This window comes from Halomonas sp. Bachu 37, assembly GCF_039691755.1.
Taxonomy (GTDB): Bacteria; Pseudomonadota; Gammaproteobacteria; order Pseudomonadales; family Halomonadaceae; genus Vreelandella; species Vreelandella kashgarensis.
The window spans coordinates 1,871,358-1,886,503 of the sequence record NZ_CP137552.1 but is presented as its reverse complement, the minus strand read 5'-3'; the positions used below and the strand labels follow the sequence as shown (position 1 = coordinate 1,886,503).

The following is a 15,146-nucleotide window of genomic DNA, read 5'->3' as shown; positions in this document are numbered from 1 at the left end:
GGTTTGATGCTGTCACGATTTTCCGCCCGGCTCGCTCGCGGCGAAGAGATCACCGCCGCCGCCCTGGCGGCGGTGATCACGTTATTGATCCTGACCAATATCGCCTTTCGCGCGCTGGGCGCTCCGCTTTACTGGATCAGTGAACTGGCGATCTACGCCATGATCTGGATGACGTTCCTGATTGCCGCTGCCGTGCTCAAGCGCCGCCAGGGCATCACGGTGACCCTGTTCAGTGATCTCCTGCCTGCTGGCGCGCGCCGCTGGGCGGTGGTATTCGTCGATGCCATGGTGCTGGTATTCGCCCTGTTGTTGCTATGGCTCTGCTGGCGCTGGTTCAACCCCTTGGCGCTGATGCGGGCGGGTTTCGATGTCCAGGCGTTTCAGGGCGATACCTTCAACTTCATTTACGCCGAAACCACCTCCACCCTGGGAATACGCAAGTTCTGGTTGTGGCTGATCGTGCCCTGGTTCGCGCTATCGCTGAGCCTGCATGGGCTGGCGAATCTGGGCGGCTCGCTGAGACAGGCGAGCGGTGCCGACCCCGATGTGGAGGCGACATGACGATTTTAATCTTTGTCGTTCTGCTGTTCGGCGCTGTGCCGATCGCGCTGGTGCTGGGTCTGACCGCGATGTGGTACATCCAGGCGTCGGGTAACACGGTGCTGTTCGAGTCCTATCCCCAGCAGCTGTTCGCGGCCATCGAAAGCTACGGCCTGCTGGCGATACCGCTGTTCATGCTGGCCGGCGAATTGATGAATGAAGGCGGGCTGACCAAGCGCTTGATCGCGCTGGCGCGCATCTTCGTGGGTGGCTTTCGCGGCGGGCTTGCGTATATCAATCTGGTCGCCAACATGATGATGGCGGCCATCATCGGCTCGGCCGCCTCGCAGATCGCGATCATGTCCCGGGCCATGGTGCCGGCAATGGAGGAGGAGGGCTACGACAAGCCCTATAGTGCGGCGATTACCGCCGCCGGGGGCCTGCTGTCGCCGATCATCCCTCCTTCGATGCTGTTCGTGCTGTTCGGCGTAATGGCCCAGGTACCGATCGCCGAGATGTTCATTGCCGGTATCCTGCCCGGCCTGCTGCTGGGGATAGCCTTCTTCGTCACCATCGCCGTGATAGGCCTGGTGCAGCAGTATCCGCGCGGTGAGTGGCCGAGCCGCAAGCAGGCGCTGAACGATCTGCTGATGGGGCTGCCGGCCCTGAGCATTCCGCTGATCATCATCGGCGGGATATTGCTGGGTCTGGCGACGCCGACGGAGTCCGCCGCCCTGGCGTCGCTTGCCGCACTCCTTATCGGCCGCTTTATCTACCGCGATCTTTCGCTTTCTCGACTGCCCGCGGTACTGCAGCGCACGGCTATGAATGCGGGCTTGGTCATCATGCTTATCGCCGCCGCCGGGGTGTTCGGCTGGGTGGTGGTGTATGAGCGGCTGCCGCAGATGGCAGCGGCCTGGATAGCGGCGCTGACCACCGACCCGTTCCTGTTTCTGTTGTTACTGGTGGGCGTCTTGCTGGTGGTGGGCATGATCATCGACGGCATCGCCGCCTTGATTCTGGTGGTGCCGATCCTGCTGCCTATCGCCCAGGACCAGTTCGCCATCAGCCCCTACCAGTTCGGCGTCGTGGTGTGCCTGACGCTGGTGATGGGTCTGCTGACCCCGCCGGTCGGGGCGGGGCTGTTCATCGCTTCGTCGATGACCGGGGCGCCGCCGCTGCGTATTTTCCGCGCCTTGCTACCGTTCTTGCTGGCCACGCTGCTTACCCTGGTGCTGCTGGCATGGCTGCCTTGGCTGACCACGGGGCTTATCGGCCGCTGAGTGTCGTCTCGGGAAGAATCAACTGTGACGTTTCGCCCATCAGGAAGTCCTGGTTCAACTCCAACGCCTCGCGCAGATAATCCCATAGCAGCCGTACGCGGGCCAGGCGGCGCTGCTCCTGGCGCGCGGTGATCCAGAACTGCCGCACCACATCGACTTCTTCTTCCAGTACACGGGTCAAGCCCGGCGTGGTTTCGGCCATAAAACAGGGCAGTACGGCCAGCCCCGCCCCATGCAGCGCCGACGTGTACTGGGTGGTGACGCTGGTGCTGCGAATGCTGAAGTGTACCTCTTCATTGGCGGGGCGCGGAGGAAGCAATGGGTCGAGATAACTGAGCTGATCGCTGAAGATCATGTCATCGACGTAGCCGATCAGGCGATGGCGGGAGAGCTCGGCAAGGGAGGCGGGGGCCGAGTGGGCATCGAGATATTGCCGGCCGGCATAGAGTCGCAAGCGGTAGTCGCACAAGCGTGAAATCACCAGACCCGGGCTGACCGGCCGTTCGATGGTTATCGCCAGGTCGGCTTCGTGGCGGCTCAGGTTGACCACCCGGGGCAGGGCGAGAATATCCAGTGTGATGCCGGGATGACGCTGGCAGAACACGCTCAGGAGCGGGGCGATCACCCAGGTGCCGAAGCCTTCCGTGACCCCGAGGCGTACCTGGCCGCCGACCTGGTGGTTCTTGTTGGACAAGCTCTCGCCGGCTTCCCCGGCGTGGCGCGCCATCTCCTCGGCATGGGCCAGCAGCTGCTGGCCGGCGTCGGTCAAATGATAACCATGGGTACTGCGCTCGAATAGCTGGGTATTGAGCTGCTGCTCGAAACGCCGGGTGCGCCGCGACAGGGTGGAGTGATCCAGGCCCAGGCGCCGGGCAGCGTCGGTAAGCCGTCGGCAGCGCGCCACTTCGAGAAATATCTGTATGTCGTGCCAGTCGAGCATGTCGGCTCCCGATGAATGGCCCTTTCAAGACTTCTCAACCTACTTGCTTGTGCATAAATGCACAAGCAATGTGCTTTCATGCCCGTTGCCACGCTGTTCTTCCTCTCGATAGACTCCAAAAATACCCGTGGCGAGTCATTGACGTGCTTTCATGCACATAAAGTCTAAGGTCCGGCTTCCATAACGACAATCCCGATGCCAGCCTTACGCCATACGACACGATTATCCAGTAACGCAATCATCCAATAACGACATAACGAACTACAGGAGAGAGCCACCATGGCAGTCCGCGAAATCCCCATGTATATCGATGGCCAACCCGTCCAGTCCCAGAGCCAGGAGTGGCGTGACGTGGTCAATCCGGCGACCCAGGAGGTCGTTGCACGAGTCCCGTTCTGTACCGCCGAAGAGGTCGACCGCGCGGTCGCCAGCGCCAAGGAAGCGTTCAAGACCTGGCGCAAGGTACCGCTGGGCAAGCGCATGCGCATCATGCTCAAGCTGCAGGCGTTGATCCGGGAACACACACCTGAGATTGCCGCGCTGATCACCGAGGAGCACGGCAAGACCCTGCCGGATGCCGAAGGGGAAGTGGGCCGCGGCCTGGAAGTGGTCGAGCATGCCTGTTCGATCACGTCGTTGCAGCTGGGCGAACTGGCGGAAAACGCCGGGACGGAGATCGACGTCTACACCATGCATCAGCCGCTGGGCGTGGGGGCCGGCATCACCGCCTTCAACTTCCCCATCATGCTGCCGTGCTTCATGTTCCCGCTGGCCATCGCCACCGGCAATACCTTTATTCTCAAGCCGTCCGAGCAGGACCCCAGCTCCAGCATGCGCCTGGTCGAGCTGGCCCATGAGGCCGGTGTACCCGCCGGCGTGCTCAACGTGGTCCACGGCGGTCCCGATGTCGCCAACCAGATCTGCGACCATCCCGATATCAAGGCGCTTTCCTTCATCGGCTCCACCAACGTGGGGACGCATATCTACCGTCGCGCCGGGGAAGCGGGCAAGCGCGTCCAGTCGATGATGGGCGCGAAGAACCACTGCGTGGTGATGCCGGATGCCAACCGCAGTCAGGCGATCAACAACCTGCTGGGTTCCGCCTTCGGTGCCGCCGGCCAGCGCTGTATGGCCAATTCCGTGGTGGTGCTGGTGGGCGACGCGCGCGAATGGCTTGATGATATCGTCGAAGGCGCGCGCAACATGAAGGTCGGCCCCGGCACTCAGCGCGATGCCGATCTGGGCCCGCTGGTGTCTCCAGCGGCCAAGGAGCGGGTGGAGCGCTTGATCGAGGTCGGGGAAAAAGAAGGTGCCAGGTTGATGGTCGATGGCCGTGGCTGCCAGGTGGAAGGCTATCCACAGGGCAACTTCGTCGGTCCTACCCTGTTCGCCGATGTGACCGGCGAGATGACCATCTACCGCGAGGAGATCTTCGGTCCCGTGCTGTGCGTGGTGAGTGTCGAGACGCTGGATGAGGCCATCGATTTCATCAACGCCAACCCCAACGGCAACGGAACTTCCATCTTCACCAATTCCGGCTGGGTGGCGCGGCGTTTCGAGAGCGATATCGATGTTGGCCAGATCGGTATCAACGTGCCGATTCCGGTGCCGGTGGCCTACTTCAGCTTTACCGGCTCGCGGGCTTCCAAGCTGGGCGATCTGGGCCCCAACGGCAAGCAGGCAATCGCCTTCTGGACCCAGACCAAGACCGTTACCGCGCGCTGGTTCGAGCCGGAAAACGTCTCCAGCGGCATCAATAGCACGATTTCGATGAGCTGAGAGCGTTGCCGTTAGATTGAGTATACGAAAGCGGCCCCGAGCATCTCGGGGCCGCAGCTGTGTGAGTGAAACGTCAATGGAACTTAGAAGTTCTCTAACAGGGGAATGCTTTCCAGTAGCAGCTTAGCCATGGGCACGAGCTGGCTTTCGTGCATCACCAACACGCTGTCTTCGCTTTTGTAGTCCGGCCCCGGCGGGATCACCACCGCGAATTCTCCCTCTTCCAGATGAAACTCGTGGAGTTCCCGCATGCCCTGGCTGGTAAGACAGTGGGCGCAACGGTACGTGTCGTCCTCGCCGTAAACCAAGCGATGGTACATCTTGAAGAAGGTGTAGAGTGTCAGCCCTCCCTCGAACGCCGGCCAACGGGCGGGAATCGTGCGGGTAGAAATGTCCACGTTCTCGCCCTTGGCTTCGGCCTTGGCAAGCGCCCGGGCCAGGGGTTCGGCGAGAAGCGAGGCGCCATCGCTGGGGAAGTCGCGACCGCTGGCGGTTGCCGCGCGAAAGGCGTGCATGGCGGCTTCCAGGTCTTCCACACAGGTCAGCGGATAATCGGCGTTGTGCAGGGCTTCGGGATCGAAGACGCCATTCTGCCAGCCGTGGATCACACGCAGGGTGAGATGGCCCCGCTGCATGGGCCGTGCTACCAACAAGTGCAGCATGATGCGAATATGCAGTTGGCGTTCATCGGCGTTATTGCGAAAGGCGTGATACGGATCGGCAAACAGCTCATGCAGGCGACCTTGAGTATGTTCCTTGGCTTCGGTATAGCGCATTGCTGTTTTCCTGTCGGTACTGGTCCGCTACGCTGACGGCGGGTGCTCAGGGAAAAGTATTGATTACCGCAGTATGGCGAGCGCAACGGTGTATGGGAAGAGCCGCTGAAGGTTCGTTCCTGCTTCAAATCAACTCGATAATAAATTAACAACAAACAGGTAAAAACATGACCGCATCCCTTAGCCGCTTCCCCATTCCGGAAAGCCTGGAAACCCTGCCCGAGGATATTCGAGGCACGATACTCGCTGTACAGGAAAAGGCGGGCTTCGTGCCCAATGTGTTTCTCATGCTGGCGCATCGTCCTGCCGAGTTTCGGGCGTTTTTTGCCTACCATGACGCCTTGATGGAACGCGAATCCGATACCTTGACCAAGGCCGAAAAGGAGATGATCGTGGTGGCGACCAGTGCCCGCAATCAGTGCCTTTACTGTGTGGTGGCCCACGGTGCCCTGGTACGCATCTACAGCAAGGATCCGCTGCTCGCCGATCAGGTGGCGATCAATCACCGTGCCGCCCCGCTCAGCGAGCGCCACCGGACCATGCTGGATTTTGCCCTGCACTGCGGGCTGGAGGTGGGTGAATTGACCGAGACATGGCGGATACGCCTGGGCGAGGCGGGATTCAGCCAGGACGATATCTGGGATATCGGTGCCATTGCCGCGTTCTTCAGTCTTTCCAATCGCCTGGTTACCCTGACCGGAACACCGCCCAACGAGGAGTTCTACCTGATGGGGCGGCTGCCCCGGGAAAAATGACAGCTCGTCGCGTTGGCTGAATTGTCTGCGCTTTACATGGCGCCAGCGTTTACCGATGATGGCGCTCTCGGCCACGGTCGAAACCACAATCCATTCACTGTCGCCAGGGGAGCCCCGCCGGTCATGACGCCGCGGGGGCTGAGAAAGCCGAGTGCTGACCCTGGAACCTGATCCGGCTCATACCGGCGGAGGAAGTGCGACATGCTTTACCTGATCTCGGCCGCGCTCGGCGCGGCACTGCTGTGCTTTGCTTTTCTGGGGCTGCGTGCCCGCCGGGCCGATGGCCCGTTGGATGACTACATTACCGCCCGCAACTCGCAATCGGCTTCCAGCCTGGGGCTTTCGTTTCTGGCCTCGGGCATGGGCGCCTGGATTCTCTTCGCTCCACCTGAAATCGGCGCCTTCGTGGGGCCGTTGGCCCTGGCGGGTTATGCCGTCGGTTCGGCGCTGCCCTTCATCGTGCTGGGACTCTACGGGCCGAGGATTCGCCGTCATCTTCCAGAAGGGCGCAGCATCGGCGAGTTCGCCCAGGCGTGTTACGGAACCGGAGTGCGGCGCTGGGTATCGGCCGTTTCGGTACTCTATATGGCGTGCTTTCTGGCGGCGGAACTCACCGCCATCGGTGCGATAACAGCACTGCTTTCCGATGTGCCCCCTGCCTTGGTGGTGGTCGGCATCGCGTTGACCACCTTGCTCTATACCGTGATGGGAGGGTTGCGGGCGAGCCTGGCAACCGACCGCTGGCAAGCCTGGCTGCTGCTTGCATTACTCTGCGTGGTGGGCGGCGTGGCCCTGGTTCGTCTGCCCACTATGCCGGCTCCGGCCGCGCTGCCTTCGGCTCCCCTGGGCAGTGAGCTTAGCGTGGCGCTGACCCTGGTGATAGCGGTCACCGCCGCCAATCTCTTTCATCAAGGCTATTGGCAGCGGGTCTGGGCGGCGCGGGACGATGTCGCGCTCGGGCGTGGTGCGTGGCTGGGCGCCACCACCACCGTGGTAGTGGTGATGATGGTGGGGGCGCTGGGCATACTGGCCGCCATGAGCGGGGTCGCTCTGGGCGAACCGCCGATCCCGTTCTTCGCTCTGTTATCTCAGGCGCCCGACTGGCTTGCCTTGCCGGCACTAGTGCTGGCAGTAACGCTGGTGGCTTCCAGCGTGGATACCTTGCAAAGCGGTATCGCTTCGCTGGTGGTGGCGGGGTCGGGCCAGTCGGGGCTGAACAAAGAAGGACGTTCGATTCTTGTCGCCCGGCTGGTGACGATCGCGCTGATGGTGCCGGTGGTCATCGTGGCGCTGCAGGGGCTTTCCGTGCTGCGGCTGTTTCTGATTGCCGACCTGCTGTGCGCCGCCATCGTGGTGCCGGTCCTGCTGGGCCTGTGGCAGCGCATGAGGCCTGCGGCGGCCGTTGCGGGAGGTGTCGCCGGTATGCTTGGAGCCATCCTGCCCGGTTGGGTTTCTCAGGGCAGTTTGCAGGCGGGGATAATGACGGCAAGCTTTCCGGAAAGCATTCCCACCCTGGCCCCTTTTCTGGGAGCGCTTGTCGCCTCGCTCGTCATCAGCCTGTTGTTTGCCTGGATGATGCCGAAAAAGCAGCGCCTGAGCTTATGAAGTTTTAGGTCTCTCCTGTTGCGGCTGTTGAGAAAGTCAGTGTCCTGTCGCCGCTTGAGATTGAGAAAAAACCCTACCTCTTGGTGGCGTTTTGCCGCCGCACCGGTTTGGCGCCGGTGTTACCTTTAATATTCAATCAGTAGCTTTACTTCCCGCCAGCACGGTCATACATGGCACGGCTGGCGAGCGCCTTCGGCAACCACCAAAGGTCTGCATCATGGCTAAAATGCTTCGTTTGTTTGACGTTCTGCTTGCTGCCATGGGGCTTTTGATTGGACTGCCGTTAATGGTGTTATTGACCTTGGTCGGCTACTGGGAAACTGGTTCCCCCTTGTTCCGCCAGCAGCGGGTGGGGTATCACGGCCAGCCGTTTGTGCTGCTCAAGTTTCGGACCATGAAATGCGATACCGGCTGGGTTGCCTCTCACCTGGTCGATGCATCCTCGATCACTCGCTTCGGTCGTTTCCTGCGGCGGACCAAACTGGACGAGTTGCCCCAGTTGTGGAATGTCTTGAAGGGTGACATGAGCCTGGTGGGGCCTCGCCCGTGCCTGCTCTCGCAATATGAGCTGATCAAGGAGCGTACCGAGCGTGGCGTCTATGATGCGCGTCCGGGTATCACCGGTCTGGCGCAACTCAATGCCATCGACATGTCCACGCCACGGCGTCTTGCGGAAGTGGATCAGCAGATGCTGGCGGCGATGGCAGTGCCTGCGTATTTTCGCTATCTCTTCCTGACGTTACTGGGCAAGGGAGGCGGGGATAGGGTGAAGATGAAAAAAATGTAAACACGATGAGAGGCGAACGACGAAATGAACGAAATAACGTCGAAGGCCACAAATAACTACTAAGTACGGTTAAATCCCTTTTCATGGATGACAGGGCAAGTTTGTATGCAGGCTATGGCAATCACCACATTACCGCTGCTGGTGCCCCTGGGCTATTGGCTGGGGCTGGCCGTCATGTTGGGGTGGGGGCTGCTTGCCTGGTTCAGACAGCGTGGGTACCGCTATTCAACGCAAGCCTCAGGGCGCGGCGATGCTTTGTTGATGGCGCTGCTGGTAGGGGTGGGCACGGTCGAACTGGCGGCAGGAGTGTGGCATTCCAGCTTGCGCCAGGCCTTGCCGCTGGCGGCTGCGGCCTGGCTTGCGGCTTTGGCCTGGGGAGTGGTTCGCGTCGTGCCGCCACGGCCTGCGCCTTGGTGGGCCGGGCTGGCTCTGGGGGCGATAGGTGTCGGTGGTTGGGCTGTATGGCAAAAGCTGGTGGTTGGGTTGACTCGGGCTACAGGTCATCCACCGCTGCACTCCATTCTTTTCGGCAACCTTGCGCTATTGAGTGCGCTGATGTGCTTGGCCGGGCTGGGGTGGGCCTGGCAACAGCGAACCGCGAGATTCATGTGGCTGGCATTGTTGCTTGGTGGCGCAGCGGGAGGCGGGCTAGCCTCGGCGCTTTCGGGAACCCGGGGCGGGTGGCTGGTCTTGCCGCTGGCGTTATGGGTGTTCTATCGCGGCTATGCGCGCCGATGGCGAGTCGTGTGGCGTTGGGTAGCCCTGTGCGCTGTGTTGGCGGTCGTCATGGCGGTGTACCTGACGCCGCAAAGCGGTGTGGAAAAACGAATGGACAAGGCGGTGGTCGAAGTTCATCGCTATCTCAATGGCACTGGCTATGGCTCCGTCGGTGCTCGCCTGGAAATGTACCGCGGTGCATTGCTGTTGATCCGCGAACGGCCCCTGGTGGGTTATGGGCATCAGGGGTATCAAGCCGCCATGCAGAAACTGGAAGAAAAGGGTGTGCTGGACCCCGAGTTAGGAAACTACCGGCACGCCCACAACGATTTTCTGGATGCCTGGGTGCGCCGGGGCTTGCCTGGCGCCTTGATGGTATTGGGGCTCTATCTCGTTCCCTTGTGGCATTTTCTGCCGAGTGTGCGTGCTGAGAATCCCGTTCGGCGATCCTTCGCCGTGGCCGGTGTACTGCTGCCGATCGCTTTCATGAGCTTCGGCTTGAGTTACTCTTTTTTCGCCTACCCGGCGGGGATTGCGGTCTATGCCAGCTGGCTGATTTTCCTTTGGGTTCAAGTTCCCGGCAAAGTCACGCAAGATAACCGCCATGTATACCCTGATCAAAAGCCTGACGGCTCTCTTGTTGATGCCGGTGCCGCTGATGGCGGCAATCTTTATTGTCGGTTGGCTGACTCGCCGGCTGGGGCGCTATCGCCTGGGCGATAGCCTGATGGTAATGGCCATGCTCTTGCTGTTACTGACTGCCTGGCCGCCGGTAGCGGATAACCTGCTGGAGCCGCTGGAATCGCAATATGATGCCCTGGCGGCATGGCCGGAAGACGGCGAAATCGAGGCCGTGGTCGTGCTTGGTGGTGGCTGGCAGCCCGATCGTCCCTGGTCGATAACCGGACGGCTAAGCGAGAGTTCGGCGGTACGCCTGATGGAAGGCATTCGGCTATGGCGTCAGCGACCCACACTGCCGTTGCTGGTATCCGGGGGTGGTACGGGCTCGGAAATGACCATGGCCGAGGGCTATGCCGAAGCCGCCGAGGCATTAGGGGTGACTGCCGAGCGTATCGTGACGTTGACATCACCCCACGACACGGCCGCTGAAGCCGTTGCTGTGCAGGCGCAACTCGGCGAAGGCGCACAAGTGCTGCTGGTGACATCCGCTTCGCATATGCCACGCGCGATGCGTCATTTCGAGGTGGCGGGTCTGGCACCCGTGGCTGCTCCGACCCATTATCTGGCCAGTCGGACCGAGAGCTCCAGACTGGCTTATTGGGTACCCTCTGCGCATGAGTTGCGTAAGACCGAACGTGCCATCTACGAGGCCCTTGGGCTGCTTGCTATTTATTGGGAGCACTGATGTGACATTTGATAACGTGCATCTACGAGTATGGGGAGTCAATTAAGCCATGTTCCAGCGTATTCTGGTGGTCTGTACCGGTAATATCTGCCGTAGCCCCGTGGCCGAGGCGTTGCTTAGACAGCGATTACCCGAACGCCAGATCAGTTCCGCCGGCCTGGGAGCGCTGGTGGGCAAGCCCGTCGAACTGCAAGCGGCGCAACTGGCCGAGGCCGATGGCCTGGATGTGAGCGACCATCAGGCACGCCAACTGACACCAGCGATGATCCAGGAGGCCGATCTTATTCTGGTCATGTCCGAAGGACAGCGGCGTGCCGTGGGCAAGCAAGCCCCGCAAGCCCTGGGCAAGATACTGCTGCTTGGCCGGTGGCTGAATGATGGTGCAGGACGCGATATACCCGACCCCTACCGCAAGAGTGTGGAGACCTTCGAGCGTGTCCATGGACTGCTCAAGGACGCTACCCTTGCCTGGGCTGAAAAACTCTAGATCTGACTGAGCTCCCTCTATTTGTATGGCTACCGATTAGCGAGCAGATAGCTCCGCTCGATCGATCTTTTCCCTTCCCACACATCCTCGTGTTTGCTGGCTATTGGCTTGTCTGGCCTGTGCGCTTTCCTATCACTAGAGTGCTGATGAAGTTGTCGTAATCTCGCAAATAGCGGGGCCAGCCTAACTCTGAATTATTAAGATAACATTAGAGTTACATTTTTATGGCTGATGGTTATCTTTTGATAGAGAAGAGTGAATAGTATCTGAAAGGCAGCTTGTAATTTTTTAATTTGAATTTTTTTAATTAATAACTAGCTGAATTGAAATGCCAATTAAATAAATATTATCAAAAATTTCATTATTATTAAACTTGCCTAACATGATTCGATTTCTACTTTGATTAAAGTAAAGTTGCTCTTTTTATGGGTAAAGAACGTTAGTTTCCTCATCTCCAAGTGACTGTGTAATTAATGGTGTGATATTTGTGTTGTTATGTAAACTTGAAAGTGTCTGTCGAATCGGCAGTCATGTCTCATGGCGATACGCGAATCCGCTCCGCCAGGACGAGTTTCAACGAGGCGCTGGGAGATGCCTGAACACAATCCCGGGGCGGTAGCGTGGCAAGACACCAAGTACAGGAAGCAAATAATGAATAAATTCAATGAAGTGAAGGAAGCAAGGGACGGTAAAAGCCCAGTGCGACTGGTTCACTGGCTGATGCTCGTGTTGCTCCTGGGGGTGCTGAGTGGCTGTGCCATGGCTCCCGGCGGCCATATTGACGAGGATAATCTCGCTCAATCCCTGGATGGGCGAGTGAACGTGCAGCCGATCACGCCGGATCTGGTGAATGCGATGCAAGTCTCGGAATCGTCCACTCAGGCCACTCCCCAGGCATTGCATCAACAGGTGCAGGGCTATGAGTACCGGGTGGGACCTGGTGACATCCTCAGCGTGATTGTCTATGACCATCCCGAATTGACCATTCCTGCGGGTACCGAACGCTCCGCTGCGGAAACCGGTAACCGGATACGGCCCGATGGCACCATGTTTTACCCCTACGTAGGGCGGGTGAAAGTGGAGGGAATGACGCTTGACGAGGTGCGTGAGTTGCTTGCCCGGCGGCTTTCCGAAGTGATTACCGATCCCCAGGTGGAAGTCGGCATCGCGGCGTTTCACTCGCAGAAAGTCTATGTCAGCGGCGCGGTGGAAAATCCCGGTACCCTGCCGCTTACCATTGTGCCGATGACGATATTGGACGCCATCAGTGCCGTGGGTGGGGCGCGGGACAATGCCAATTGGCACGATGTCACCTTGAGCCGCAACGGCCGCGAAGAACATATTTCGTTATACGCCATGATGCGCCAGGGAGATATGACCCAGAACCGCTTGCTCAACAATGGCGATCTGCTGCACGTGCCCACCATGGAAAATCAGAATGTCGTCGTGATGGGGCAAGTGATACGTCCAGGGACCATTGCCTTGGGCAACGAACGTATCAACTTGACGGATGCCCTGGGTCGCGCCGGTGGTGTGAACGAAAGCCGTGCCGAGCCTTCGGGTATTTTCGTGGTGCGAGGAAACCCGCCTGGAAGCGAGAAGATCGCCACGGTTTATCAACTGGATATCCAGGATGCCACGCGTCTACTGCTGGGGACCCGCTTTCCTCTCCAGCCGCAGGACGTTGTGTACGTGACGTCGGCACCGGTGGCTCGCTGGAATACCGTGATCTCGCTGCTGCTGCCTTCGGTCAGCCTGCCGGGTGATGTGGCAACGGTAGCCTCGGATGTCGGTGAGCTGTAAGCGCCTACTTTGAACGAACTTAGCGAGTGATGAGGCATGGCCATGACGCATTTTCCCCCACCACCTTCGTCGTCTTCCGCCCCCCAAGAGAGCGATGACCTTAATCTACGCAAGTTGGTAGACACGCTTTCCGACCATCGTTGGTTGATCGTGTCGTTGACGGGGATTTTTCTTCTGGCCGGCTATTTTTACGCCAGTTCTCAACCCCGAATCTATCAGGCCGATGCGCTGGTTCAGATAGAAAGCCGAGGTTCGAACCTGGCGTTCATGGAGTCGCTTGGCGAACAACAACAAAGCAATCCGACCTCCGCCGAGCTTGAAATCCTGCAATCACGCATGGTGATGGGAGCAACCGCCGAACGGCTCGATCTCGCCATCCAGGTCGAGCCGCGTCGATTGCCGTTGGTGGGTGACTTTCTGGTCAATCACGGCGTCAACCAGGCATGGTTCGAAGGCATCACACCGTCGTTCATGCGCCAGTGGCTAGCGAGTTCTGAAGATAGCGATTGGGATAACCCGTACGTATGGGCCGGTGAATCGCTGCGTGTCGCACGTTTCGATGTGCCCGATGAAAACGTGGGAACCGAGCATGTGCTGCGCCTTCAGGAAGATGACAATTTCGAGTTGCTGCTGGAAGATCAAACGTTACTGACCGGCAAAGTTGGGGAGACGGTGCAGGATGATGCATCAGGGTATCGAATTTTCGTCAGCCGGGCGGAAGCGCACCCTGGAGCCGAATTCAAGTTACAGCGAAATTCCACTCTTAGTGCGTTAAGTGATCTGAAGTCGCGTTTTGAAATCCTGCCGCGAGGCGTCGAGTCGGGGGTATATGAGCTGACCTTGAGCGGTGCGGATCGTGACCAGATCCAGCCGACTCTCGACACCTTGACCGGCGTGTTCCTGACCCAGAACGTGCAGCGTCACTCGGAAGAAGCCGAAAATCAGATTGCCTTTCTCAATGAGCAGATTCCTCAGGTAAGCGAGCAGCTGTCCGATGCCGAGGGAATGCTCAACGACTATCGGGCGCAGCGTGACTCGGTGGACCTGACTTTCGAGACCCAAAACCTGCTCACTCGGGTGGTGGAAGTGGAAAACCAGCTCAGTGAGTTGACCCTGCGTGAGGCGGATCTGGCTGAACGGTACCGTCCGTCGCACCCCAACTATCAGACACTGCTGCGACAGCGCAGACAGCTTGAAGACGAGCGTGCCCAGCTCAACGCTCAAGTCGATGAATTGCCCGAGACCCAGCAGGAAGTGCTGCGTCTGACCCGCGATACCCAAGTCAACCAACAAGTGTATGTGCAATTGCTCAACCAGCTCCAGGAGATGCGCCTGGTCAAGGCCGGCACCGTGGGCAATGTGCGTATTCTGGATGCCGCCATGCTCAATCCCGGCACCATCGCACCGCGTGTTCCCCTGATTACCGCCGTCAGTGGTCTGCTCGGGGCGTTGCTGGCGATCATGCTGGTTGTGGTGCGCTTGCTGCTCAGTCGAGCAATCAAGACGCCCGAGCAGCTTGAAGAATTGGGTCTGCCTGTCTATGCCACGTTGCCGAATTCCGGAGAACAGAGCGGATTGACCGAGCGAATCCGTCCGCGCCGTTCGAAAAAGCCCCAGGAAGTTTTCCGCGGCTTGCTGGCCGTGACGAAACCCGACGAAATCGCGGTTGAAGCACTACGTGGACTGCGTACCAGCCTCTATTTCGCCATGCTCGAATCCGACAACAACCGGTTGATGATCACCGGGGCAAGTCCGGGGGTCGGCAAGAGCTTCGTGGCGGCCAATCTGGCAGCGGTATGCGCCCAGGCCGGACAGAAGGTTTTGCTGATTGATGCCGATATGCGCCGTGGCCATTTGCATCATGCATTTCATGGCAAGGGAGTGAAAGGTCTTTCCGAGTTGTTGGCACGGCGTATCGGCGTGGAAGAAGCGATTCGTCACAGCGATCTGGAGGGGCTGGATTATGTGTCACGAGGAAGCGTGCCGCCCAATCCATCGGAGCTCTTGATGCAACATAGCTTCCACGATTTTCTCGAGTCGATGAGCCAACGTTACGATCTGGTGATAGTGGATACCCCGCCGATACTCGCGGTGACCGATGCCACGGTAGTGGGCAAGATGGCGGCAACCAGCCTGATGGTGGTGCGGTTCGATTGTAACCCTCCAGGCGAAATCAAGGCCGCCAAGCGACGCCTGGAAAATGCCGGTGTAAGGCTCAAGGGGGGAATCCTGAACGGCGTGAAGAAGCCGACCAGCAGCCGCCACGGCTACTACGGCAGCTACCTCTATGCGTATCGGTGATCCCTAT

General features: G+C 59.3%; 13 protein-coding genes and 1 riboswitch. Of the genes, 11 read left to right on the top strand and 2 right to left on the bottom strand.

What is annotated here, in order from left to right:
• The first annotated feature begins 6 nt into the window (after window positions 1-6).
• The gene (locus R5M92_RS08645) at window positions 7-561 is read left to right on the top strand and encodes a TRAP transporter small permease (RefSeq protein ID WP_346795514.1); all 555 of its coding nucleotides are present in this window, start codon (window positions 7-9) and stop codon (window positions 559-561) included.
• On the top strand, window positions 558-1,823 hold the full coding sequence (locus tag R5M92_RS08640) for a TRAP transporter large permease (protein ID WP_346795513.1): 1,266 nt from the start codon (window positions 558-560) through the stop codon (window positions 1,821-1,823). The genes R5M92_RS08645 and R5M92_RS08640 overlap by 4 nt, the downstream gene beginning before the upstream one ends.
• On the opposite strand, the gene R5M92_RS08635 is transcribed toward R5M92_RS08640, so the two are convergent.
• A complete protein-coding gene (locus tag R5M92_RS08635) occupies window positions 1,810-2,763 on the bottom strand; it encodes a LysR family transcriptional regulator (RefSeq protein WP_346795512.1) in 954 nt (317 codons plus the stop codon). The two genes, R5M92_RS08640 and R5M92_RS08635, sit on opposite strands and share 14 nt — an antisense overlap.
• 279 nt (window positions 2,764-3,042) lie before the next feature.
• On the opposite strand from R5M92_RS08635, the gene R5M92_RS08630 reads away from it, so the two are divergent.
• Window positions 3,043-4,542: a CoA-acylating methylmalonate-semialdehyde dehydrogenase gene (locus R5M92_RS08630; protein ID WP_346795511.1), complete on the top strand. Its 1,500-nt coding sequence runs from the start codon at window positions 3,043-3,045 to the stop codon at window positions 4,540-4,542.
• 83 nt (window positions 4,543-4,625) lie between these two features.
• Here R5M92_RS08630 and R5M92_RS08625 read toward each other — a convergent pair whose 3' ends face one another.
• A complete protein-coding gene (locus R5M92_RS08625) occupies window positions 4,626-5,318 on the bottom strand; it encodes a hypothetical protein (protein ID WP_346795510.1) in 693 nt (230 codons plus the stop codon).
• A gap of 167 nt (window positions 5,319-5,485) precedes the next feature.
• On the opposite strand from R5M92_RS08625, the gene R5M92_RS08620 reads away from it, so the two are divergent.
• The 8 genes from R5M92_RS08620 to R5M92_RS08585 all read left to right on the top strand — a co-directional run bounded on the left by R5M92_RS08620 (window position 5,486) and on the right by R5M92_RS08585 (window position 15,139).
• Window positions 5,486-6,073 (top strand): peroxidase-related enzyme, encoded by a 588-nt coding sequence (locus R5M92_RS08620; RefSeq protein ID WP_346795509.1) that lies wholly within the window; start codon window positions 5,486-5,488, stop codon window positions 6,071-6,073.
• Between the two features lie 95 nt (window positions 6,074-6,168).
• Window positions 6,169-6,285, top strand: a riboswitch (TPP riboswitch).
• Window positions 6,275-7,678, top strand: a complete 1,404-nt coding sequence (locus R5M92_RS08615; RefSeq protein ID WP_346795507.1) for a sodium:solute symporter — start codon at window positions 6,275-6,277, stop codon at window positions 7,676-7,678. Its footprint overlaps the riboswitch before it by 11 nt.
• A 217-nt stretch (window positions 7,679-7,895) precedes the next feature.
• Entirely contained in the window at window positions 7,896-8,465 is a 570-nt protein-coding gene (locus tag R5M92_RS08610) for a sugar transferase (protein ID WP_346795506.1), read from the top strand.
• Window positions 8,466-8,570: 105 nt separating this feature from the next.
• Window positions 8,571-9,905 (top strand): O-antigen ligase family protein, encoded by a 1,335-nt coding sequence (locus R5M92_RS08605; RefSeq protein WP_346795505.1) that lies wholly within the window; start codon window positions 8,571-8,573, stop codon window positions 9,903-9,905.
• On the top strand, window positions 9,841-10,548 hold the full coding sequence (locus R5M92_RS08600) for an ElyC/SanA/YdcF family protein (protein WP_346795504.1): 708 nt from the start codon (window positions 9,841-9,843) through the stop codon (window positions 10,546-10,548). Before R5M92_RS08605 ends, R5M92_RS08600 begins: the two co-directional genes overlap by 65 nt.
• Window positions 10,549-10,597: 49 nt before the next feature.
• A complete protein-coding gene (locus tag R5M92_RS08595) occupies window positions 10,598-11,035 on the top strand; it encodes a low molecular weight protein-tyrosine-phosphatase (RefSeq protein WP_346795503.1) in 438 nt (145 codons plus the stop codon).
• 651 nt (window positions 11,036-11,686) lie between these two features.
• Complete coding sequence (locus R5M92_RS08590) at window positions 11,687-12,838, top strand: polysaccharide export protein (protein ID WP_346795502.1); 1,152 nt, start codon at window positions 11,687-11,689, stop codon at window positions 12,836-12,838.
• Between the two features lie 42 nt (window positions 12,839-12,880).
• Complete coding sequence (locus tag R5M92_RS08585; RefSeq protein WP_346795501.1) at window positions 12,881-15,139, top strand: polysaccharide biosynthesis tyrosine autokinase; 2,259 nt, start codon at window positions 12,881-12,883, stop codon at window positions 15,137-15,139.
• The last annotated feature ends 7 nt before the right edge of the window (window positions 15,140-15,146 follow it).

Excerpts from the sequence above, each read along its gene's own strand:
- R5M92_RS08590 (WP_346795502.1), top strand. The coding sequence starts at position 11,687 with ATGAATAAATTCAATGAAGTGAAGGAAGCAAGGGACGGTAAAAGCCCA.
- R5M92_RS08595 (WP_346795503.1), top strand. The coding sequence starts at position 10,598 with ATGTTCCAGCGTATTCTGGTGGTCTGTACCGGTAATATCTGCCGTAGC.
- R5M92_RS08600 (WP_346795504.1), top strand. The coding sequence starts at position 9,841 with ATGGCGGCAATCTTTATTGTCGGTTGGCTGACTCGCCGGCTGGGGCGC.
- R5M92_RS08640 (WP_346795513.1), top strand. The coding sequence starts at position 558 with ATGACGATTTTAATCTTTGTCGTTCTGCTGTTCGGCGCTGTGCCGATC.
- R5M92_RS08645 (WP_346795514.1), top strand. The coding sequence starts at position 7 with ATGCTGTCACGATTTTCCGCCCGGCTCGCTCGCGGCGAAGAGATCACC.
- R5M92_RS08635 (WP_346795512.1), bottom strand. The coding sequence starts at position 2,763 with ATGCTCGACTGGCACGACATACAGATATTTCTCGAAGTGGCGCGCTGC.
- R5M92_RS08610 (WP_346795506.1), top strand. The coding sequence starts at position 7,896 with ATGGCTAAAATGCTTCGTTTGTTTGACGTTCTGCTTGCTGCCATGGGG.
- R5M92_RS08620 (WP_346795509.1), top strand. The coding sequence starts at position 5,486 with ATGACCGCATCCCTTAGCCGCTTCCCCATTCCGGAAAGCCTGGAAACC.
- R5M92_RS08585 (WP_346795501.1), top strand. The coding sequence starts at position 12,881 with ATGACGCATTTTCCCCCACCACCTTCGTCGTCTTCCGCCCCCCAAGAG.
- R5M92_RS08625 (WP_346795510.1), bottom strand. The coding sequence starts at position 5,318 with ATGCGCTATACCGAAGCCAAGGAACATACTCAAGGTCGCCTGCATGAG.
- R5M92_RS08605 (WP_346795505.1), top strand. The coding sequence starts at position 8,571 with ATGCAGGCTATGGCAATCACCACATTACCGCTGCTGGTGCCCCTGGGC.
- R5M92_RS08615 (WP_346795507.1), top strand. The coding sequence starts at position 6,275 with ATGCTTTACCTGATCTCGGCCGCGCTCGGCGCGGCACTGCTGTGCTTT.
- R5M92_RS08630 (WP_346795511.1), top strand. The coding sequence starts at position 3,043 with ATGGCAGTCCGCGAAATCCCCATGTATATCGATGGCCAACCCGTCCAG.